This window comes from Leifsonia xyli, from assembly GCA_001647635.1.
GTDB classification, from domain to species: domain Bacteria; phylum Actinomycetota; class Actinomycetes; order Actinomycetales; family Microbacteriaceae; genus Leifsonia; species Leifsonia xyli_A.
The window spans coordinates 14,190-33,562 of the sequence record CP014761.1 but is presented as its reverse complement, the minus strand read 5'-3'; the positions used below and the strand labels follow the sequence as shown (position 1 = coordinate 33,562).

Sequence of the window (19,373 nt, the reverse complement as noted above, 5' to 3'; positions counted from 1 at the left end):
ATACAACACCACGTCCTCCTGGTTTATGCCACGATCGGGTCATGGCCGACACGATCATCACCGTCCAGGGCGAGTACGAGCTCCGGCATCCGGCGGAGCGGGGTGCGCTGCGGCTCCGGGTCTCCTACGAGGGGCCGTCGCGGGATGAGGTGCTCGCGCTTACCACGCAGCGCCAGGTGTCGCTCACCGCGGAGCTGCGCGACCTGCACGACCCGCAGCGCGGCCCCGTCGTGCAGTGGGCGTCCGACCAGCTCCGCGTCTGGGGAGACCGGCCGTGGAACCCGGACGGATCGCGCGGCGACGTGGTGCACCACACCGAGGTGGGAATCGACGCGGTGTTCAGCGACCTGGCGGCGCTCTCCGACTGGGTGGGCGTGGCGTCCCTGCTCGACGGCGTCGCGGTCGACGGGATCACCTGGTCGCTCACCGAAGCCCGGCGGCAGGCCCTCACCCAGGAGGCACGCCGGCGGGCGGTCGAGAACGCCGTCGCGAAGGCGACCGTCTACGCCACCAGCCTCGGATTGTCCTCGGTCACGCCTCTGGCACTCAGCGACCCCGGGATGCTCGGCGACGGGTCGGCGCCCGGCCAGCCGCCGCAGCCCCTGTTCGCCCGGGCGGTCTCGGCCGATGCGGGTGGCGCCGCGCTGTCGCTCAAGCCCGAGCAGCTGACGATCGCCGTGCAGGTGCACGCGCGGTTCGCCGCCTCCTGAGCGTCCTCCGGTTCAGGAGCCGGGAGTCGCGGGCCCGGGCGTCGACGGCGGACGGGTCGGGAAGGAGTCCAGCTTCAGGATGCGCTTCGCCGTGAGCGTGCCGTCGGTGCGGCTGCCGATGACGACGACCTCGTCCCCGGCGGCGAAGTCGGACTTCGACGATGACTGGCCCGGCGTGCCGTAGACGGTGGAGGTGGTCACCTTCACGTCGACCGAGGCGCCGTTCTGGCGGTCGATCGTCCAGGTGTCGCCGGAGATGGATGCGATGGTGCCGCGGACGAGCGCCTGGCCCTGCTGCAGCCCACCGCCCTTGCCTCCGTCGCCCTTGCCGCCGCCGTTGCCCGGACCGCCCTGAAGCCCGGGAGCGCCCGGCTGCACCTGATGCGGCACCGAGTGCGAGATCATCCGCTCCCCCACTCGGGAGACGACACCGGCGACCGCGAAGGCGCCGGCTGCGAAGATCCCGATCAGGACGACGATCGACAGCACCAGAGTCGAGATCGCGAAGGCGAGACCGTGCCGCTTGTAGAACGGCTCGGCGACGGGCGCCGGCCCGGCTGCGGCGGCCGGCGGCACCGGCGGCTCCTGTCGAGGCGGGATCGGCTCCGTGGGCTGGGTGTTGCTCATTCTCATATATAAGCAGGACAGACCCGAGGCCCGGCTTCGGGGATGTTATGGGTTCGGTGTGAATGCCTCGGAGGCGTCCGCGTCGACCAGCACCGACCGCAGCTTCGCCAGCTCCACCTCGTCGAGCCCGGCCGCGAGCAGGTACCGGTGGACGCTGCCGTGGCGCTCCTCGATGCGGTCGATCGTCGTCTCCAACGCCTCCCGCGGGCTGCCGCCGAGGATGACGCGCAGGTCGGGCGTCACCTCGACGCCGTAGCCGCGGACGAGCTCGAGCATCCCCTCCAGCCACGGGCCCTGGAGATTCGCCTCGGTGGCGGCGTAGTCCTCGATCACGGTCTCGCGATCGACGCCGACGGCCAGCAGGGCGAGCGCGACGACGATGCCCGTGCGGTCCTTGCCCGCGGTGCAATGCACGACGACCGGCTCGTCGCCGGTGTCGGCGATCTCGCGCAGCGCCCGCACGATGACGTCCGTGTGCTGGAACACGATCTTGTCGTACAGGTGCACGATGGTGGACCCGACGGTCGACGCCGACGCACCGGACCCCTCGAACACCGGCAGGTGCAGCACCTCGATGCCGAGCCCGTCCAGGTCGTCCGGCAGCGCCTGCACCTCGAAGTCGTCGCGCAGGTCGATGACGACCCGCACGCCCAGCTGGCGCAGGCCGTCGCGTCCCGCCGCGCCGAGCCGGCCGAGCGCGTCGGCCCGGAACAGCTTGCCCGGCCGGGTGACCCCGCCGTCGGCCGTGTATCCGCCCACATCCCGGAAGTTGTACGTGCCTTCGATCGGGATGCGCTGAGCGGTGGAGTCCATGCTCCTCAGTCTGTCACTCGCCGAGGTGGTTGCGGGTGGACATGGCCCTCTGAGCCTCGCGCTGGTCCTGACGCTCGCGCAGCGCCTGGCGCTTGTCGTACTCGCGCTTGCCCTTCGCGATCGCGATCTCGACCTTGGCGCGCCCGTCGTTGAAGTAGATCGACAGGGGGACGATCGTGTAGCCGCCCTGCTTGACCTTGTTCTCGATCTTGAGGATCTGCGCCTTGTGCAGCAGCAGCTTGCGCTTGCGCCGCGGGGCGTGATTGTTCCAGGTGCCGTCCGCGTACTCGGGGATGTGCACGGCGTCGAGCCACGCCTCTCCCCCGTCGACGAACGCGTAGCCGTCGACCAGCGACGCCCGCCCCAGCCGGAGCGACTTCACCTCGGTGCCCGTGAGCACCAGTCCCGCCTCGAAGGTGTCCTCGATCGTGTAGTCGTGGCGCGCGCGGCGGTTGGTGGCCACGACCTTCTGGCCCTTCTCCTTCGGCACTGCTCGCTCCTGACGTCGACGCGGATCGCTGCCCGGCACGGCGCCGGGCAGCCATCCAGTCTAGCGGGTCAGACCCGCAGATACCGGCGGATCGCGAAGTTCGCCGACGCCGCGGCGAGCACCACGCCGATCACGATCAGGATGGGGATGACCAGCCAGGCCTGATCCATCCCGACGAAGTTGATCGACTGGATGCGCTGGCTCAGGTATCCCCGCACGAAGAACTGCACCCCGACGGCGATCACGACCGACGCGAGGATCGAGCCGATCAGTGCGGCGATCACGCCCTCGATGATGAACGGCGTCTGGATGAAGCGGTTGGAGGCGCCGACCAGCCGCATGATACCGATCTCCCGGCGTCTGGAGAACGCGGAGAGCCGGATCGTCGTCGCGATCAGCAGTACCGCCGCCACGAGCATCAGGGCGGCGATGCCGATCGCGGTGTAGCTGGCCGCGTTCAGGATGCTGAAGATCTGGTCGAGATAGCTGCGCTGATCCACGATGCTCTGCACACCGGCGGCTCCGGAGAGCGTCTCGGTCAGCACGGCGGAGTTGTTCGGGTCCTTCAGGTTCACCCAGAACGTCTGCGGGATCATGTCCGGCGTGACGAAGTCGGCGATCTGATTGCCCTTGAACTGCTCCTTGAACTGCTCGTAGCCCTGCTTCTGGTCCTGGAAGTAGAACTTTTGGATGTACGGCGCGAGTTCTGGAGACTTGAGCTGCTTCTCGACCGCCGCGATGGTCTGGTCGTTGGCGGCGCCGCCCGGGCAGTTGTCGGTCTCGGTGCACATGTACACGGCGACCTGGGCGCGGTCGTACCAGTAGGTCTTCATCTGGCCGATCTGCAGCTGCAGCAGCACGGCGGTGCCCACGAAGGTGAGCGAGATGAACGTCACCAGGATGACGGAGACGACCATGGAGAGGTTGCGGCGGAGGCCGTTGCCGACCTCCGACCAGATGAGTCCGAATCTCATTTCGTCGGCCCCACATTCTGGTCGCCCTCGCGGTCGGCGTTGTCGCGCAGGCCGCTGAGGTCGAGGTTGGCGGTGAAGTTGAGGTGGTCGGGCAGCTGCTCCGACGACGGCGGAGCGGTGACGGGCTGCTGCGGCTGCGGCACGGCCTGCTGCTGCGCGACGGGATGGACCGGGGCCGTGTGCTGCGGCTGCACCGGCTGCACCGGCGCCGTCTGCTGCGGCAGCGCGACCGGAGCCGTCGGCACCGAGGTCGGCGCGTGCGGGCGGGTCATGGGCGCCTCCGCCTGGGCCTCCGCCGGGATGCCGCCCGCGTACACGGGGGTCGCGACCGAGACGGGCTCGTCCCGCTGCAACGGCTGCGCGATCGGGACGGCGGCCGTGAAGCCGTAACCGCCGTGGCGCTCGTCGCGGACGATTTGGCCGCCGACCAGCTCGATCACGCGGCGCTTCATCTGGTCGACGATCGCCGCCTCGTGCGTCGCCATGAGCACCGTGGTGCCGCCGGCGTTGATGCGCTCCAGTACGGCCATGATGCCCGCGCTGGTCGCGGGGTCGAGGTTTCCGGTCGGCTCGTCGGCCAGCAGCACCTGCGGCTTGTTCACCACGGCGCGGGCGATCGCCACACGCTGCTGCTCACCGCCCGAGAGCTCGTGCGGCAGTCGCTGGGCCTTGCCGTCGAGGCCGACCATCTTCAGAACGTCCGGCACGGCCTCCTGGATGAAGCCACGCGACTTGCCGATGACCTGCAGCGTGAACGCGACGTTCTGGAAGACGGTCTTGTTCGGGAGCAGGCGGAAGTCCTGGAAGACGACGCCGATGTTGCGCCGGAAGTAGGGGACCTTGCGGGAGGAGATCGTGCCGAGGTCCTGACCCAGCACGTGGATCTTCCCCTTGGTCGGCTTCTCCTCTTTGAGGATGAGGCGCAGGCAGCTGGACTTGCCGGAACCCGAGGCGCCGACGAGGAAGACGAACTCTCCGCGCAGCACTTCCAGGTTGATGCCGTTCAGCGCCGGGCGCGCCGTGCCCGCGTACTGCTTGGATACGTGTTCGAACCGGATCATGACCCTTCGAGACTAAGCAACCCGGGCACGATCCGCAGTAGCGACATGCGCTAGTCGTCCGCTTTACTCCCGGCGCGCCAGCGGATGCCCGCCGCGATGAAGCCGTCGAGGTCGCCGTCGAAGACCGAGCTCGGGTTACCGGACTCGAAGCCGGTCCGGAGGTCTTTGACCAACTGCTGGCCGTAGAGGAAGTACGAGCGCATCTGGTCGCCCCAGCTCGCGGTGATGTTGCCGGCGAGCTCCTTCTTCTTGGCCGCCTCCTCCTCCTTCTGGAGCAGGAGCAGTCGCGTCTGCAGCACGCGCATGGCGGCGGCGCGGTTCTGGATCTGCGACTTCTCGTTCTGCATCGACACGACGATGCCGGTCGGGAGGTGCGTGATGCGGACCGCGGAGTCGGTCGTGTTGACCGACTGGCCGCCCGGGCCCGAGGACCGGAAGACGTCGATGCGGATGTCGCCTTCGGGGATGTCGACCTCGGTCGCCTCCTCCATCAGCGGGATGACCTCGACCGCCGCGAACGACGTCTGGCGCTTGTCCGCCGAGCCGAACGGGCTGATCCGGGCGAGGCGGTGGGTGCCGGCCTCGACCGACAGCGTGCCGAACGCGTACGGCGCGTCCACCTCGAAGGTCGCGGACTTGATCCCCGCGCCTTCGGCGTAGGACGTGTCCATCACCTTGACCGGGTACTTGTGCTGCTCCGCCCAGCGCAGGTACATGCGCATGAGCATCTCGGCGAAGTCGGTGGCGTCGTCGCCGCCGGCGCCCGATCGGATGGTCACGATCGCCGCGCGCTCGTCGTACTCACCGCTCAGCAGCGTCTGCACCTCGAGGTCGCCGAGCGCCGTCTGCAGCGACGCCAGCTCGGCGCGAGCCTCGGCGGCCGATTCCTCGTCGTCCGCCTCGTTGGCCAGCTCGACCAGCACCTCCAGGTCGTCCAGGCGCCGCTCGATCGCGGTGATGCGACCGAGCTCGGACTGACGGTGGCTGAGCGCGCTGGTCACCTTCTGCGCGTTGGCGGTGTCGTCCCAGAGGTCGGGAGCGCCGGCCTGCTCGCTGAGGTCGGCGATCTCGGCGCGGAGCTTCGGCACGTCGACCACCGCCGCGATGTCGTCGAAGGTGGAGCGCAGGTCCGCGATCTGGGAGGAGAGGTCGAGTTCGATCATGTCGGCATCCAGCCTACCGAACGGTCAGCACAGTCGACCGAGCTAACAGTTGTACGGTGTTAACGACATGACTTCCGACGAGCGCCCCTTCGACTTCCGCTCCGTCGCCCTCGCCGCCTTCCTGCCGACGCTCCTCTTCTCCGTCGGCGAGGGGGCGATCATCCCGATCATCCCCGTCGCCGCGGGCAACCTCGGCGCCGGGCTCGCGATGGCCGGATTCATCGCGTCCATGGTGATGCTCGGCGAACTGGCCGGCGACATCCCGAGCGGCTGGGTGGTGTCGCGCTTCGGCGAGCGCACCTCCATGATCGGCGCGGCCGCCGTGGCTATCGCGGGCGTCGTGGTGTGCCTGCTCGCCCCGAACTACTGGGTGCTCATGGTCGGCATCTTCGTGGTGGGCGTCGCCACCGCCGTGTTCGCCCTGGCGAGGCACGCGTTCATGACGACGTACGTGCCGATCCGCTACCGGGCGCGCGCGCTGTCGACGCTCGGCGGGATCTTCCGCGCCGGCTGGTTCGTCGGGCCGCTGATCGCGTCCGGGATCATCGCGCTCACGGGCTCCACCCAGTCGGTGTTCTGGATCTTCATCGTCAGCTGCCTCGGCTCGGTGATCGTGCTCATCGCATTGCCCGATCCCGAGCGGATGTTCGGCCCGTCGCCGCGGGTCGCCGACGAGACCGGCGCGCAGGTCACGGCCGGCGAGGAGGACGCGGAGGAGCGCACGCACGGCCTGTTCCGCACCATCTGGTCGTTCCGCGAGGTGCTCGCGCGGATGGGCGCCGGCGTCTCGCTGGTCGCCGCCGTCCGGTCGGCGCGCACCGTGCTGCTGCCGCTGTGGGCCGTGTCCATCGGACTGAGCGAGGCGAACACCGCGCTGATCATCGGCATCGCCGGCGCGGTCGACTTCGCGCTGTTCTACGCGAGCGGCCAGATCATGGACCGGTTCGGCCGGATGTGGAGCGCCATCCCGTCGATGATCGGGCTCGGGCTCGGCTTCCTCGTGCTGTCGTTCAGCCACGACCTCGGCTCGGCGGTCGCCTGGTACATCGGCGTCTCGCTGTTCCTCTCGGTCGCGAACGGGATCGGCTCGGGCATCGTGATGACGCTCGGCGCCGACCTGGCACCGAAGGAGCGGCCTGCGGCCTTCCTGGGCGCGTGGCGGTTCTCCGCCGACGCCGGTCAGGCCGCCGCTCCCCTGTTCGTCTCCCTATTGACGGCGCTGGTCTCGATCTCGTTCGCGAGCGGGGTCATGGGCGTGCTCGGCCTGGTCGGCGCCGGGATGCTGGCCCGCTACATCCCGCGCTACGTTCCGCGGAGAGCGCGCGCGGCCTGACAGGGAATACCCTCGACGAAGACAGCGCTAATCCATGCACACGCATGAATCGAGGGATGGGATGGCCGCGATGGAACTCGGGATCGACACGTTCGGCGATGTGACGCTGGACGCCGACGGCGCACCGCTTCCGCAGGCGCAGGTGCTGCGGAACGTCGTCGCAGAGGGGGTGCTGGCCGACCGGGTCGGCCTCGACTTCTTCGGCGTCGGCGAGCACCACCGCGCGGACTTCGCGGTCTCGGCCCCGGAGGTCGTGCTGGCGGCGATCGCGGCGCAGACCGAGCGCATCCACCTCGGCTCCGCCGTCACCGTGCTCAGCTCGGACGACCCGGTGCGGGTGTTCCAGCGCTTCGCCACGCTCGACGGCGTCTCGAACGGACGCGCGGAGGTCATCCTCGGCCGCGGATCGTTCATCGAGTCGTTCCCGCTGTTCGGCTTCGACCTGGCGCAGTACGAGGAGCTGTTCGAGGAGAAGCTGAACCTGTTCACCGAGGTCCGGAAGCAGGAGCCGGTCACCTGGGAGGGCAACATGCGGGCGCCGCTCACCGAGCAGTCCGTGTACCCGCACCTCGAGCACGGCCTGCTGAAGACGTGGATCGGCGTCGGCGGCAGCCCGGAGTCGGTCGTCCGCGCCGCGCACTACGGCCTCCCGCTGATGCTCGCCATCATCGGCGGCGGCCCGATGCGGTTCCAGCCGCTCGCGGAGCTGTACCGCAAGGCGCTCGAGCAGTTCGGGCAGGATGCGACGCTGCCCATCGGCATCCACTCCCCCGGTTTCGTCGCAGAGACCGACCAGGAGGCGAAGGACACCTTGTGGCCGCACTATGAGGTGATGACCAACCGGATCGGCCGCGAGCGCGGCTGGCCGCCCGCCTCCCGCGCGCGGTTCGAGCACGAGGCGGGACCGGACGGCGCCCTGGTCGTCGGCTCGCCGGAGACGGTCGCGCAGAAGATCGCCAACGCGGCGAAGGGGCTCGGCGCGACCCGCTTCGACGTGAAGATGAGCAACGGGACGCTGCCGCACGAGGATCTGATGCGCTCGATCGAGCTGTACGGCACCGAGGTCGCGCCGCGCGTCCATGAGCTAATGTCGTAGCCGCGCACAGGCGCGCGGGAGTGGTGAAACTGGCAGACACGCAGGATTTAGGTTCCTGTGCTTCGGCGTGAGGGTTCGAGTCCCTTCTCCCGCACCTTTTTCGCACGGTTCGTGCAGCTTCGCGACACCTCGCGCCGCTAAACTCGGCCACAGCTTTCCCACTGAAATCCCTGGAGAACTGTGATCCATCACGCCGGCCTCATCCCGTGGCTCGACCCGAACACCATCATCCATTCGGCGGGTCCCTGGGCGCTGCTCGTGGTGTGCGGCATCATCTTCGCCGAGACGGGTCTCCTGATCGGCTTCCTGTTCCCGGGTGACACGCTGCTGATCATCTCCGGGCTCCTCACCCACACCTCGCTGGTCTTCGGCGTCGACATCTGGTGGGTATGCCTCGCGATCGCGTTCGCCGCGTTCCTCGGCGGTGAGGTGGGGTACCTGATCGGGCACAAGGCCGGCCCGAGGGTGTTCGAACGCAAGGAGTCCGGCTTGTTCTCGATGGAGAACGTGCGCCGCACCAACCGCTTCTTCGAGCGCTTCGGTGCACTCGCGATCATCCTGGCGCGCTTCGTGCCGATCGTCCGCACCTTCGCGCCGGTCGCCGCGGGCGTCGGTCACATGAACTACAAGAAGTACTCGCTGTACAACGCCATGGGTGCGCTGATCTGGGGCGCGGGCGTCACCTACTTCGGCTTCCTGATCGGCTACATCCCGCCGGTGGCGCAGTTCGTCTCGAGCTACATCGACATCATCCTGATCGGCGCCGTCGTGATCACGCTGGTACCGACGCTGTTCCACTACTTCCAGTCGGTCCGCAAGGCCAAGCGCAAGGCGGCCGAGGACGTCACCGCGACGCCGGTCATCGACGAGCCGGCCGAGCCCGCGACGCGCCCAGAGGCCTGAGCCGCGGTCAGCGGTGGAACTCGTCCTCGTGGGCGGCGTGCTCCGCGGGCTCGAGCTGGAACGTCGAGTGCTCCACATCGAAGTGCTTCGACAGGCAGCCGGACAGCTCATCCAGCAGCGCGCCCGTGCGTCCTGAGCGGAACACCGACTGCTCGCACACCACGTGGGCGCTGAACACCGGCGCCCCCGAGGTGATCGCCCACACGTGCACGTCGTGCACCGCCACCACGCCCGGCGTGCCGAGGATGTGGTCCCGGATCTCGGCGACGTCGGTGTCCGCCGGCGCCGACTCGCTCAGCACGCGCACCACGTCCCGCAGCAGCGAGAACGCGCGCGGCACGATGAGCACGGCTATCAGCAACGACGCGATCGCGTCGGCGGGCATGAAGCCGGTGGTGAGGATGACGACCGCCGCCACGATGACCGTCGCCGATCCGACGAGGTCGCCGAGCACCTCCAGGTAGGCGCCGCGCATGTTGATCGAGTGCCCGGCCGACGGCCGCAGGATCAGGAGCGCCGCGAGGTTCGCGACCAGGCCGATCACCGCGACGATCAGCATGGGAACGCTGTGCACCTCCGTCTCGCCGCCGACGAGCCGGCCGATCGCGCCGATCGTGACGGTCACGGCGACGACGACGAGAATGAGGCCGTTGATCAGCGCGCCGAAGACCTCCGCGCGCTGGAAGCCGAACGTCTGGCGGTCCGTCGCCGGGCGCGCCGCGACGATCGTCGCCATGAGCGCGATGATGAGACCGGCCAGGTCGCTCAGCATGTGGCCCGCGTCGGCGAGCAGCGACAGCGAGCCGCTGATCCACGCGCCGACGACCTCCACCACGAGCACCGCCGCCACGATGCCGATGGCGATCAGCAGGCGGTTGCGGTTGGCGGTGTGGCCGTGGTCGTGACTCATCTCAGCTTCTACGGTAGATAGAAGTCGCCGCTCCCGCCAGGGCTCGAGGCTAGATGGGAATGAGTGCCGTTCTCAGTCAGGCTCAGACGGGCTCAGCCGATCTCGCGCAGGGCAGGGACGATGGCGGCCAGCGCTCGCGCCCGGTGGCTCTCGGCGTTCTTCTCCTCGAGGGTGAGCTCGGCCGCGCTGCGGTCGTGCCCGTCCGGCAGGAAGATCGGGTCGTAGCCGTGCCCATGCTCGCCGCGCGGTTCGCGTGCGATACGGCCCGGCCAGACGCCCTGCACCAGGGTCGGCTCGCCGCCCGGCACGACGAGCGCCAGCGTCGCCGCGAAGTGGGCGGTGCGGTCCTCGTCGCGGATGTCGGCCAGCTGAGCGAGCAGCAGGCGGATGTTGGCCTGCGCATCCCCGTGGGTCCCGGACCACAGGGCGGAGAAGATCCCGGGTGCGCCGCCCATCACATCCACGCAGATCCCGGAGTCGTCGGCCAGCGCGGGCAGCCCGGTGTGGGAGGCGGCGGCGCGCGCCTTGATCAGCGCGTTCTCCTCGAAGCTGGTGCCGTCCTCGACCGGCTCCGGCCCCTCGTAGGTCACGATCTCGAGGCCCGGGATCTGGCGGCCCAGCAGCTCCTGGAACTCCTGCGCCTTGCCGCGGTTGTGCGTGGCGAGGACGACCCGCACGCTCACGCCTCCGCGACGGGCGCGAGGGTCGCGGTCTGGATGGCCGCCAGCTCGGTCGCGCCGCCGAGCGCCAGGTCGAGCAGGGAGTTCAGCTCGCTCCGGTCGAACGGCGCGCCCTCGGCGGTGCCCTGCACCTCGACGAACAGCCCTCGACCGGTGACGACGACGTTCATGTCGGTCTCGGCCCGCACGTCCTCGACGTACGCGAGGTCGAGCATCGGCGTTCCGTCGATGATCCCGACCGACACCGCCGAGACGGAGTCGATGAGCGGCGTGGCCTTCTGGCCGATGAAGCGGTGCTCGCGGCCCCACTCCAGCGCCTCGGCGAGCGCGACGTAGGCGCCGGTGATGGCCGCCGTTCGCGTCCCGCCGTCGGCCTGCAACACGTCGCAGTCGAGCACGATCGTATTCTCGCCCAGCGCCTTCATGTCGACGACCGCGCGCAGGCTGCGGCCGATCAGGCGGCTGATCTCGTGGGTGCGGCCGCCGACGCGTCCCTTGATCGACTCGCGGTCCATCCGCTCGTTGGTGGAGCGGGGCAGCATCGCGTACTCGGCAGTGACCCAGCCGCGGCCCTTTCCGGACATCCAGCGCGGGACGCCGTTGGTGAAGGAGGCCGTGCACAGCACCTTCGTGTTGCCGAACGAGACGAGCGCCGACCCCTCGGCCTGGCGGCTCCAGCCGCGCTCGATGGTCACCGGGCGCAGCTGGTCGGGGGTGCGCCCGTCGGCGCGGGTGATGTCGGTCACGGAGTTCTCCTCGATGGATGGTCTACAGCGGCAGGTCGATGACGCCGGTCTGCACCAGGTCGACCCGCGACACCTCGGGGCCGATGAACCGGTGCGCCAGGCGCAGGAAGTAGTCGGCGTCCGAGCCGGTGGCCTCGTAGCGGAGGGTCGGCGGCAGCGGCGAGCGCCGCTCCATACCCTGGCCGACGAGCGTGCGGTAGACGTCCTTCGCGGTTTCGGTGTCGCTGGACACCAGCGAGACGCCCTCGCCCATCACGTACGAGATGGCGCCCTTGAGGAACGGGTAGTGCGTGCATCCCAGCACCAGGGTGTCGACATCGGCGTCGCGCAACGGCTGCAGGTACTCGGCGGTGACGCGCAGCACCTCCTCGCCGCTGGTGATGCCCGCCTCGACGAACTCGACGAAACGCGGGCAGGCCTGCGTGAAGAGCTGGAGCGTGGGAGCGGCGGCGAACGCGTCCTCGTAGGCGCGCGACGCGATGGTGCCGACCGTGCCGATCACACCGACCCGGCCGGTACGCGTCGCCGCGACGGCCCGGCGGACGGCCGGCTGGATGACCTCGATGACCGGCACGTCGTATCGCTCGCGCGCATCCCGGAGCATCGCCGACGACGCCGTGTTGCAGGCGATCACGAGCAGCTTGACGCCCTGGTCGACGAGGAAGTCGAGCACCTCGAGCGAGTAGCGGCGGACGTCCGCGATGGACTTCGGTCCGTACGGGCTGTGCGCGGTGTCCCCGACGTAGAGCAGGGACTCGTTGGGCAGCTGATCGCGGATCGCCCGGGCGACGGTCAGCCCGCCCACTCCCGAGTCGAAGATCCCAATCGGCGCATCCGTCACAGCAGTCCAGCCTACCCGGCTGAGTAGGCTGGGCGGCGTGACCCAGGTTCCCGCGTCCACCGCCTTCCTGACCGACCGCTACGAGCTCACCATGCTCGACGCCGCCCTGCTCGCCGGCACGCACGACCGCGAGTGCGTGTTCGAGGCGTTCACCCGGCGCCTCCCGGCCGGGCGCCGCTACGGCGTGCTCGCCGGCACCGGGCGCCTGCTGGAGCTGATCGAGCAGTTCCGGTTCGGGGATGCAGAGCTGCAGTTCCTCCGCGACAACCACGTCGTGCGCGACGAGACGATCGACTGGCTCGCCGACTACCGGTTCTCGGGCACCATCCGCGGCTACCGCGAAGGCGAGCTGTTCTTCCCCGGGTCGCCGTTCTTCATCGTGGACGCGCCGTTCGCCGAGGGCGTCATCCTCGAGACGCTGCTGCTCAGCGTGTTCAACTACGACTCCGCGGTCGCGTCCGCGGCCGCGCGCATGGTCTCCGCCGCGGGCGGCCGCCCGCTCGCCGAGATGGGCTCGCGCCGGGCGAACGAGCGCTCGGCCGTCGCCGCCGCCCGCGCGGCGTTCATCGCCGGCTTCTCGGCCACCTCCAACCTCGAGGCGGGCCGCACCTGGGGCGTGCCGACCATGGGCACCGCCGCGCACGCGTTCACGCTGCTGTTCGACGACGAGGAGGCCGCGTTCCGGGCCCAGGTGGATGCGCTCGGTCCCGGCACGACGCTGCTGGTCGACACCTTCGACGTCGAGAAGGCGATCGAGACGGCCGTGAAGGTCGCGGGTCCGGAGCTCGGCGCCATTCGCCTCGACTCGGGCGACCTCCCCAAGCTGGTGAAGCAGGTGCGCGCGCAGCTGGACGACCTCGGGGCGACGAAGACCCGCATCACCGTGACGAACGACCTCGACGAGTTCACCATCGCGGCCCTCGCCGCCTCCCCGGTCGACTCGTACGGCGTCGGAACGTCCGTCGTCACCGGCTCGGGTTATCCCGCCTCCGGCATGGTCTACAAGCTGGTCGCGCACCGCGGCGGCGGCGCCGACGGCGACTGGATCCCGGTGGCCAAGAAGTCCGAGCACAAGGCGAGCGTCGGCGGCCGCAAGCACCCCGTGCGCCGGCACGACGCGAACGGCACCGCCGTCGCCGAGGTGGTCCACATCGTCGAGAAGGGCGACACCCCGGACGACACCGGCCGCGACCTCCTGACGCCGCTGATCACCGACGGCGAGGTGCATCGCGAGCACCTCGGGATCGAGGGGACGCGACGCGCGCGCGAACACCGGGAGCTCGCCATCAGCGAGCTGCCGGACGAGGCGTTCCGGCTCGGCCGGGGCGACCCGGTGCTGCCGACGATCTTCGAGTGAGGTTGCGGGCTACTCGCCCTGCAGCCCCTCGTAGATCTCGCGGCAGGTCGGGCAGACCGGGAACTTCTCCGGGTCGCGGTTCGGCGTCCACATCTTGCCGCACAGGGCCTTGACGGGCTTGCCGGTGATCGCCGACTCGAGGATCTGCTCCTTCTTCACGTAGTGCGAGAAGCGCTCGTGGTCACCCGGTTCCTGGTTCTGCAGCAGCTCCTCGAGCTCGCGGTCGAGCGTTGTCGCACCGCCGCCGCTGGGCATGCCACCGGGCTCGGAGATGCTCGCTTCGTTCATGCCTCCAGTGTAGACGCCGCGGGCTGGGACGCTCCTGGTCTCAGTCGTTGCGATTGGCGAACGCCATGAGCTCCGGCCCGCGGCGGTCGAACAGCCGGCCGCCGAGCCAGAGACCGGCGAACAGCGTCCCGAAGCCGATCAGCACCGCGACGACCGGCGCGACCGCCAGCCAGAAGGCGTTCACGGTGAGCCCCAGCACCAGGAAGATCAGCACAGGCGACGCGAGGATCAGGATCGCGAAGAAGCTGAGCGACTGCACCACCGCCGCCGACGCGCCGGAGGTCTGCGGCTGCGTGAACGCGCTGTCGCCGGGCTTCGTGGCCGGATACGGGAACAGTGCGGAGGAGATGCTCGACAGCCCGAGCCCGATGACCAGGATGGCGCCGCTCAGCGCGGCGACGGACGGGAGCACCGCCCAGTCGCCGAAGACGATCGTGGTCGCGATCGACCCGAGTACGAGCACCGGGATGCCGACGACGACGGGCGGGAACATCCGTCCGGCGCGATCGGCGATGCCTCGCGTGCCCGACACCAGGTGCAGCCAGATGGCGGTGCTGTCGTACGCGAGGTCGTTGTGGATGCTCCAGCCGAGGAACAGGCACACCAGCGGCAGCGGCACCAGCGCGATGAAGTGCGAGGGCAGCCCGGCGAGGGCGAGGGCGACGATCACGAAGATCGGGATGACCGGGATGAGGACGATCGACACCCAGTAGCGTGCATCCCTCCCCAGTACGTCATGGACCGCGCGGCGATCGCGGCCGTCGGGCCGCCGGGAAGGCGGTCGAACCAGCCGAGGCCGTGGTACGCCTTCGACCGGGCCTCGCGCTCGGGCGACGCGATCACGCGGGCGACGAGCGCGACCCAGCCCAGCCAGAGCAGGCCGAGCGTGGCGAGCGCGATGAGCAGCTGCAGCAGCGCAGCTCCCCACTGCCCCTGGGCCGCGGCGCCGGGGGCCGACCAGGCGGCGCCGAGCGGGGTCCACGCGAGCCAGCGGGCGAAGCCGCCGAGTGCGCCGAGGCCGTCGCGGCCCCAGTCCACGGTGACGAGCAGCAGGAGCACCGGGGCGACGAGGACGAGCAGCAGGATGCCGATCACGCCGCCCGCCTCGCGCGATCGCCGCGTCGAGAGCATCGCGTGCGCGATCGCCGTGGTGACCCGGGAGGCGAGCACGCAGGTCAGCACGACGACGACGGCCGCGACGAGCGCGATCAGCACGGTGCCCGGATTCTGCGACCAGGTGACGACGGTGGCGGCGCTGCAGACGATGAGCACGAGCGACGGGATGCCGAGCAGGCCGGCCAGCAGCAGTCCGGTGGCGAGCGTGCGGTTCGGGATGCCGAACAGCGAGAATTCGCGCGGATCGAGCGTGTCGTCGACCCCGAAGAGCAGCGGGAGCAGCGCGAACCCGGCCACCACGACCGAGCCGATCACGACGACCACGCTGTGGGTGGCCGCGGTGTCGGCGACCGCGCGCGCGGCGATGAGCGACCCGACGACGAGCACGGTGATGAAGCCGCCGTAGAGCAGGCCGATCACCAGACCGAAGACCTGCCACGGGGTCCGCCGGAAGGCATTCCCCATGATCTGGGCCTTCAGTCCGAGAAACTGTGCAACCACTCCATGCCTTCCGCTGCCTTGCGACCGCCGGCCAGTTCGACGAAGCGCTCCTCGAGCGTCTGCTCGCCGCGCACCTCGTCGATGGTGCCGGCGGCGAGCACCTGCCCGCGCACGATGATGGCGACGCTGTCGCAGACCCGCTGGATCATATCCATGCCGTGGCTCGACACGACGACCGTGCCGCCGGCCGCGGTGTACCGTTGCAGGATGTCGACGATGTTGGCCGCCGAGACCGGGTCGACCGACTCGAACGGCTCGTCGAGCACGAGCAGTCGCGGCGAGTGGATCATGGCCGCCGCCAGGGCGATCTTCTTGGTCATGCCCGCGGAGTAATCGGCGACGAGGCGGTCGAGCGCGTCCTCGACGCCGAAGGCGGCGGCGAGGTCGGCGGTCCGCGCGCGGACCGTCTTCGCGCTCAGGCCGCGCAGGGTTCCCGCGTACCGGAGGAACTGGGCGCCGGTGAGCCGGTCGAAGAGCCGCAGCTTGTCGGGCAGGACGCCGATGATGTGCTTCGCGCGGACCGGCTCCGCCCAGACGTCGACGCCGTGGACGACGACGCGGCCGGCGTCGGGACGCAGCAGCCCGGTGACGATGGACAGGGTGGTCGTCTTGCCTGCGCCGTTCGGGCCGACGATGCCGTAGAACGAGCCCTCCTTGATGTCGAGAGTGACGCCGTCGACGGCCACGGTGTCGCCGTAGCGCTTGTGCAGGCCGCCGATGGAGAGCACGGTCGGTCGCGTGTCCACCGGCTTCGGCTCCTCGGCCACGGGCTTCGCGGCCGTGCGCGTGGTGCGCGGCTTCGCCGTCGTGGTGCGTTTGCGCGGCGTGCGCGTGCTGGGCGCCGCCGCGGCCGCCGCCGTCTTGGCCGGCGCGCGCTTGGGCGCAGCGGCAGGCGCCTCCTGCGCGCTCTGCGCGGCCGCCTGCTCAGCGGTCTCCGCCATGGTGTCCCCCTCTGCGAGCCCGCCGGTTCCACCTTCTGCGGCTCCTCGAGGGACGAGGAGGGCGTAGGAAGGGCGTGCTCGGAACTCACCCCGCTAACGTACCAATACCTGCATTCATGCGAACCCCCTGGACGTCATGTGGCGAGGGTCGGCTCCCTCCGAAAGTCCTGTGCGGATGATAACGACCCAGCAACGACCTGCGTCAACCCCTGCCCCCGGACAGGGGTCCCCGGTATTCTCGACGAAGCATGGAAACCCCGGGTGACCACTCTGTGAACTCCCGGCCCGTGCGTGCAGAGCTCTCGCAGAGCGACGACCCAAGGAGACGATTGTGACGACCCAGGTAGTGATCCTCGCGGCCGGTATGGGAAGCCGACTCGGCCGGAGCCTGCCCAAGCCCCTCACCGAGCTGAGCGACGGCCGCACGATCATGCAGCAGCAGTTCGACAACATCCACGCCGCCTTCGGCAAGGACGTCCAGGTCACCATCGTCGTCGGCTACAAGCTCGAGCACATCATCGAGGCGTTCCCGGACGCGCAGTTCGTCTACAACGAGCAGTACGACCAGACCAACACCTCCAAGAGCCTCATGCGCGCCCTGCAGGCCTCCGGCAACGGCGGCGTGCTGTGGATGAACGGCGACGTGGTCTTCGACCCGGCCGTGCTCGTCCGCGGCGCGGCGATGGTCGCCCGCGACCAGACCTTCGTGACGGTCAACACCTCGTCCGTCGCCGACGAGGAGGTCAAGTACACGACCGGCCCCGAGGGCTACATCCAGGAGCTGTCGAAGACGGTCAAGAACGGTCTCGGCGAGGCCGTGGGCATCAACTACATCTCCTCAGCCGATAAGGCGACTCTGCTGCGCCAGTTGCAGCGCGTCGGCGACCAGGACTACTTCGAGCGCGGCATCGAGCTCGCCATCGAGCAGGACCGCCTGCTGGCCGAGCCGGTCGACATCTCCGACCTGTACGCCGTCGAGGTCGACTTCCAGGAGGACCTGGAGCGCGCGAATCTTTTCGTATAGTCGAATCCGCCGCGTGAGCCCTCACGCAGCTTCGATCAATACGATGGGTTCTCGTGACCAGCATCCCGACTGAAGTGCGCCCTGCGCAGCGCTCGCGTTTCACGCGCTACCGGCACTCCCTCTGGCTGCTGACCAAGCGCGACCTGCGCGTCCGGTACTCGACGAGCGTCCTCGGCTACCTGTGGTCGATCCTCGACCCGCTCGTGATGAGCGCGATCTACTGGTTCGTCTTCACGGTCATCTTCAAGCGCGACGTCGGCGAGAACCCGTACATCGTCTTCCTGCTCGCGGCGCTCCTGCCGTGGATGTGGTTCAACGGCGCCGTCTCGGACAGCACCCGCGCGTACATCCGCGAGGCGAAGCTCATCCGGTCGACGATGATCCCGCGGACGATCTGGGTCAACCGGATCGTGGCGTCCAAGGGCATCGAGTTCCTGCTGTCGCTCCCGGTGCTCGCGTTCTTCGCGATCATCACCGGGGCCAAGCTCAACGTCGATGTGGTGTTCTTCCCGCTCGCCATCCTCATCCAGACGGTGCTGACCGTCGGCGTCGGGCTGATCGTGGCCCCGCTGGTCGTGTTCTTCCGCGACCTGGAGCGGGCGGTGAAGCTGGCGCTGCGCTTCCTGTTCTACGCCTCCCCCATCATCTACAGCGCCCGCGACCTGCCCGGCGGCTGCGGCGGCGGTATCGCCGCGAAGCACTGCGCCGCATACGTCGCGACGCATCCGGGCGCCTCCACGGACGTGCTGTTCTCGCTGCACTTCTGGTCGGCGTTCAACCCGCTCACCGGCATCTTCAGCCTGTACCGCTCCGCGTTCTTCGCCGAGGAGCTGGACTGGTTCCTGGTCGGCGTCGCCGCAGCGATGTCGCTGGTGATCCTGGGGATCGGGTGGCTCGTGTTCCGGCGCTTCGAGCGCGACGTGCTGAAGGAGATCTGAGTGGCCCCGGTCATCGCCGTCGACGGACTCGGCGTGCGCTTCCGCCGCAACCGCGGCGCGCGCCGCTCGTTCAAGGACCTCTTCTCGTCCCGGGAGCGCCGCACCCGGCCCGACGACTTCTGGCCGCTGCGGAACGTCACCTTCCACGTCCAGCCCGGCGAGGCGATCGGCGTCGTCGGCCGCAACGGGCAGGGCAAGTCGACCCTGCTGAAGCTCGTGGCGGGTGTGCTGCTGCCCGACGAGGGCTCCGTCCGCGTGACCGAGGGCGTCGCTCCGCTGATCGAGATCACGGGCGGCTTCGTCGACGACCTGACGGTGCGCGACAACGTCTACCTCACGGCCGGCCTGCACGGCATGTCGAAGGCCGAGATCGACGAGCGGTTCGACTCGATCATCGACTTCGCCGAGATCGGCGACTTCGTGGACACGCCCTACAAGCACCTCTCCAGCGGCATGAAGGTGCGCATCGCGTTCTCCGTCATCGCCCAGCTCGAAGAGCCCGTGCTGCTCGTGGACGAGGTTCTCGCGGTGGGCGACCGCGGCTTCCGCGAGAAGTGCTACCGGCGCATCGAGGAGCTTCTGGCGGGCGGTCGGACGCTGTTCTTCGTCTCCCACAACGAGAAGGACCTGCGCCGGTTCTGCCAGCGCGGGCTGTACCTCGACAAGGGCAAGCTCGTGCTCGACGGACCGATCGGCGATGTGCTGGAGCTGTACAACACCGACTACGGCACCTGAGGAAACCCCTGCTCAGGACGCCTTTCGCTCGCCCCGCGAAAGTGTCCACAGAAAAAACTTCGACGAGTTGTCCACAGAAACAGCGTTCGTGCCCGGTTCCAGGCCCTCGAGCGTCGGAGGACCTCG

Annotated in this window: 20 protein-coding genes, 1 tRNA gene and 1 pseudogene; 9 read left to right on the top strand and 13 right to left on the bottom strand. The window is 69.3% G+C overall.

Annotated features, from left to right (window positions below; all coding sequences use genetic code 11):
- The first annotated feature begins 41 nt into the window (after positions 1-41).
- Positions 42-710, top strand: coding sequence for a hypothetical protein (locus A0130_00185; GenBank protein ID ANF30312.1), 669 nt, complete (start codon positions 42-44; stop codon positions 708-710).
- 12 nt (positions 711-722) lie between these two features.
- Here A0130_00185 and A0130_00180 read toward each other — a convergent pair whose 3' ends face one another.
- From A0130_00180 to prfB, 6 genes are all read right to left on the bottom strand, one after another.
- Entirely contained in the window at positions 723-1,343 is a 621-nt protein-coding gene (locus A0130_00180; GenBank protein ANF30311.1) for a hypothetical protein, read from the bottom strand.
- Between the two features lie 39 nt (positions 1,344-1,382).
- The gene (locus A0130_00175; GenBank protein ANF30310.1) at positions 1,383-2,150 is read right to left on the bottom strand and encodes a hypothetical protein; all 768 of its coding nucleotides are present in this window, start codon (positions 2,148-2,150) and stop codon (positions 1,383-1,385) included.
- A gap of 13 nt (positions 2,151-2,163) precedes the next feature.
- Complete coding sequence (locus tag A0130_00170; GenBank protein ID ANF30309.1) at positions 2,164-2,640, bottom strand: SsrA-binding protein; 477 nt, start codon at positions 2,638-2,640, stop codon at positions 2,164-2,166.
- A 68-nt stretch (positions 2,641-2,708) separates the two neighbouring features.
- Positions 2,709-3,614, bottom strand: coding sequence for a cell division protein FtsX (locus A0130_00165; GenBank protein ANF30308.1), 906 nt, complete (start codon positions 3,612-3,614; stop codon positions 2,709-2,711).
- On the bottom strand, positions 3,611-4,675 hold the full coding sequence (locus A0130_00160; protein ID ANF30307.1) for a cell division ATP-binding protein FtsE: 1,065 nt from the start codon (positions 4,673-4,675) through the stop codon (positions 3,611-3,613). Before A0130_00160 ends, A0130_00165 begins: the two co-directional genes overlap by 4 nt.
- A 50-nt stretch (positions 4,676-4,725) precedes the next feature.
- Positions 4,726-5,838, bottom strand: coding sequence for a peptide chain release factor 2 (gene prfB / locus A0130_00155; GenBank protein ANF30306.1), 1,113 nt, complete (start codon positions 5,836-5,838; stop codon positions 4,726-4,728).
- Positions 5,839-5,905: 67 nt separating this feature from the next.
- On the opposite strand from prfB, the gene A0130_00150 reads away from it, so the two are divergent.
- The 4 genes from A0130_00150 (at position 5,906) to A0130_00135 (ending at position 9,170) form a co-directional block, all read left to right on the top strand.
- Positions 5,906-7,171 (top strand): MFS transporter, encoded by a 1,266-nt coding sequence (locus A0130_00150; protein ID ANF30305.1) that lies wholly within the window; start codon positions 5,906-5,908, stop codon positions 7,169-7,171.
- 61 nt (positions 7,172-7,232) lie between these two features.
- Positions 7,233-8,267 carry a luciferase gene (locus A0130_00145; protein ID ANF30304.1) on the top strand — a complete coding sequence of 345 codons (1,035 nt, stop codon included), beginning with the start codon at positions 7,233-7,235 and terminating at the stop codon, positions 8,265-8,267.
- Between the two features lie 14 nt (positions 8,268-8,281).
- Positions 8,282-8,364 (top strand) — tRNA-Leu (locus A0130_00140).
- Positions 8,365-8,447: 83 nt separating this feature from the next.
- Positions 8,448-9,170 (top strand): hypothetical protein, encoded by a 723-nt coding sequence (locus A0130_00135; protein ANF30303.1) that lies wholly within the window; start codon positions 8,448-8,450, stop codon positions 9,168-9,170.
- Positions 9,171-9,177: 7 nt separating this feature from the next.
- Here A0130_00135 and A0130_00130 read toward each other — a convergent pair whose 3' ends face one another.
- The 4 genes from A0130_00130 to A0130_00115 all read right to left on the bottom strand — a co-directional run bounded on the left by A0130_00130 (position 9,178) and on the right by A0130_00115 (position 12,347).
- Entirely contained in the window at positions 9,178-10,080 is a 903-nt protein-coding gene (locus A0130_00130; protein ANF30302.1) for a cation transporter, read from the bottom strand.
- A gap of 92 nt (positions 10,081-10,172) precedes the next feature.
- Entirely contained in the window at positions 10,173-10,763 is a 591-nt protein-coding gene (locus A0130_00125; protein ID ANF30301.1) for a non-canonical purine NTP pyrophosphatase, read from the bottom strand.
- The gene (gene rph, locus A0130_00120; GenBank protein ANF30300.1) at positions 10,760-11,506 is read right to left on the bottom strand and encodes a ribonuclease PH; all 747 of its coding nucleotides are present in this window, start codon (positions 11,504-11,506) and stop codon (positions 10,760-10,762) included. Before rph ends, A0130_00125 begins: the two co-directional genes overlap by 4 nt.
- Before the next feature lie 22 nt (positions 11,507-11,528).
- Positions 11,529-12,347 carry a glutamate racemase gene (locus tag A0130_00115; protein ANF30299.1) on the bottom strand — a complete coding sequence of 273 codons (819 nt, stop codon included), beginning with the start codon at positions 12,345-12,347 and terminating at the stop codon, positions 11,529-11,531.
- A gap of 37 nt (positions 12,348-12,384) precedes the next feature.
- Here A0130_00115 and A0130_00110 point away from each other — a divergent pair, with 37 nt between their 5' ends.
- A complete protein-coding gene (locus A0130_00110; GenBank protein ID ANF30298.1) occupies positions 12,385-13,704 on the top strand; it encodes a nicotinate phosphoribosyltransferase in 1,320 nt (439 codons plus the stop codon).
- 9 nt (positions 13,705-13,713) lie between these two features.
- Here the strand turns inward: A0130_00110 and A0130_00105 are convergent, their stop codons facing one another.
- From A0130_00105 to A0130_00095, 3 genes and pseudogenes are all read right to left on the bottom strand, one after another.
- Entirely contained in the window at positions 13,714-13,992 is a 279-nt protein-coding gene (locus A0130_00105) for a hypothetical protein (GenBank protein ID ANF30297.1), read from the bottom strand.
- Between the two features lie 40 nt (positions 13,993-14,032).
- Positions 14,033-15,573, bottom strand: a pseudogene (locus A0130_00100) (hypothetical protein).
- Between the two features lie 11 nt (positions 15,574-15,584).
- Complete coding sequence (locus A0130_00095; protein ID ANF30296.1) at positions 15,585-16,550, bottom strand: ABC transporter ATP-binding protein; 966 nt, start codon at positions 16,548-16,550, stop codon at positions 15,585-15,587.
- 331 nt (positions 16,551-16,881) lie between these two features.
- Here A0130_00095 and A0130_00090 point away from each other — a divergent pair, with 331 nt between their 5' ends.
- The 3 genes from A0130_00090 (at position 16,882) to A0130_00080 (ending at position 19,247) form a co-directional block, all read left to right on the top strand.
- Entirely contained in the window at positions 16,882-17,574 is a 693-nt protein-coding gene (locus A0130_00090) for a UDP-N-acetylglucosamine pyrophosphorylase (protein ANF30295.1), read from the top strand.
- Between the two features lie 74 nt (positions 17,575-17,648).
- On the top strand, positions 17,649-18,512 hold the full coding sequence (locus A0130_00085; protein ID ANF33227.1) for a sugar ABC transporter: 864 nt from the start codon (positions 17,649-17,651) through the stop codon (positions 18,510-18,512).
- Positions 18,513-19,247: a sugar ABC transporter gene (locus A0130_00080; protein ID ANF30294.1), complete on the top strand. Its 735-nt coding sequence runs from the start codon at positions 18,513-18,515 to the stop codon at positions 19,245-19,247.
- The last annotated feature ends 126 nt before the right edge of the window (positions 19,248-19,373 follow it).

Bases quoted from the DNA above. Each gene is read 5' to 3' on its own strand.
- A0130_00160 (ANF30307.1), bottom strand. From the start codon at position 4,675: ATGATCCGGTTCGAACACGTATCCAAGCAGTACGCGGGCACGGCGCGC.
- A0130_00095 (ANF30296.1), bottom strand. From the start codon at position 16,550: ATGGCGGAGACCGCTGAGCAGGCGGCCGCGCAGAGCGCGCAGGAGGCG.
- A0130_00130 (ANF30302.1), bottom strand. From the start codon at position 10,080: ATGAGTCACGACCACGGCCACACCGCCAACCGCAACCGCCTGCTGATC.
- A0130_00145 (ANF30304.1), top strand. From the start codon at position 7,233: ATGGCCGCGATGGAACTCGGGATCGACACGTTCGGCGATGTGACGCTG.
- A0130_00165 (ANF30308.1), bottom strand. From the start codon at position 3,614: ATGAGATTCGGACTCATCTGGTCGGAGGTCGGCAACGGCCTCCGCCGC.
- A0130_00185 (ANF30312.1), top strand. From the start codon at position 42: ATGGCCGACACGATCATCACCGTCCAGGGCGAGTACGAGCTCCGGCAT.
- A0130_00175 (ANF30310.1), bottom strand. From the start codon at position 2,150: ATGGACTCCACCGCTCAGCGCATCCCGATCGAAGGCACGTACAACTTC.
- A0130_00105 (ANF30297.1), bottom strand. From the start codon at position 13,992: ATGAACGAAGCGAGCATCTCCGAGCCCGGTGGCATGCCCAGCGGCGGC.
- prfB (ANF30306.1), bottom strand. From the start codon at position 5,838: ATGATCGAACTCGACCTCTCCTCCCAGATCGCGGACCTGCGCTCCACC.
- A0130_00180 (ANF30311.1), bottom strand. From the start codon at position 1,343: ATGAGAATGAGCAACACCCAGCCCACGGAGCCGATCCCGCCTCGACAG.
- A0130_00150 (ANF30305.1), top strand. From the start codon at position 5,906: ATGACTTCCGACGAGCGCCCCTTCGACTTCCGCTCCGTCGCCCTCGCC.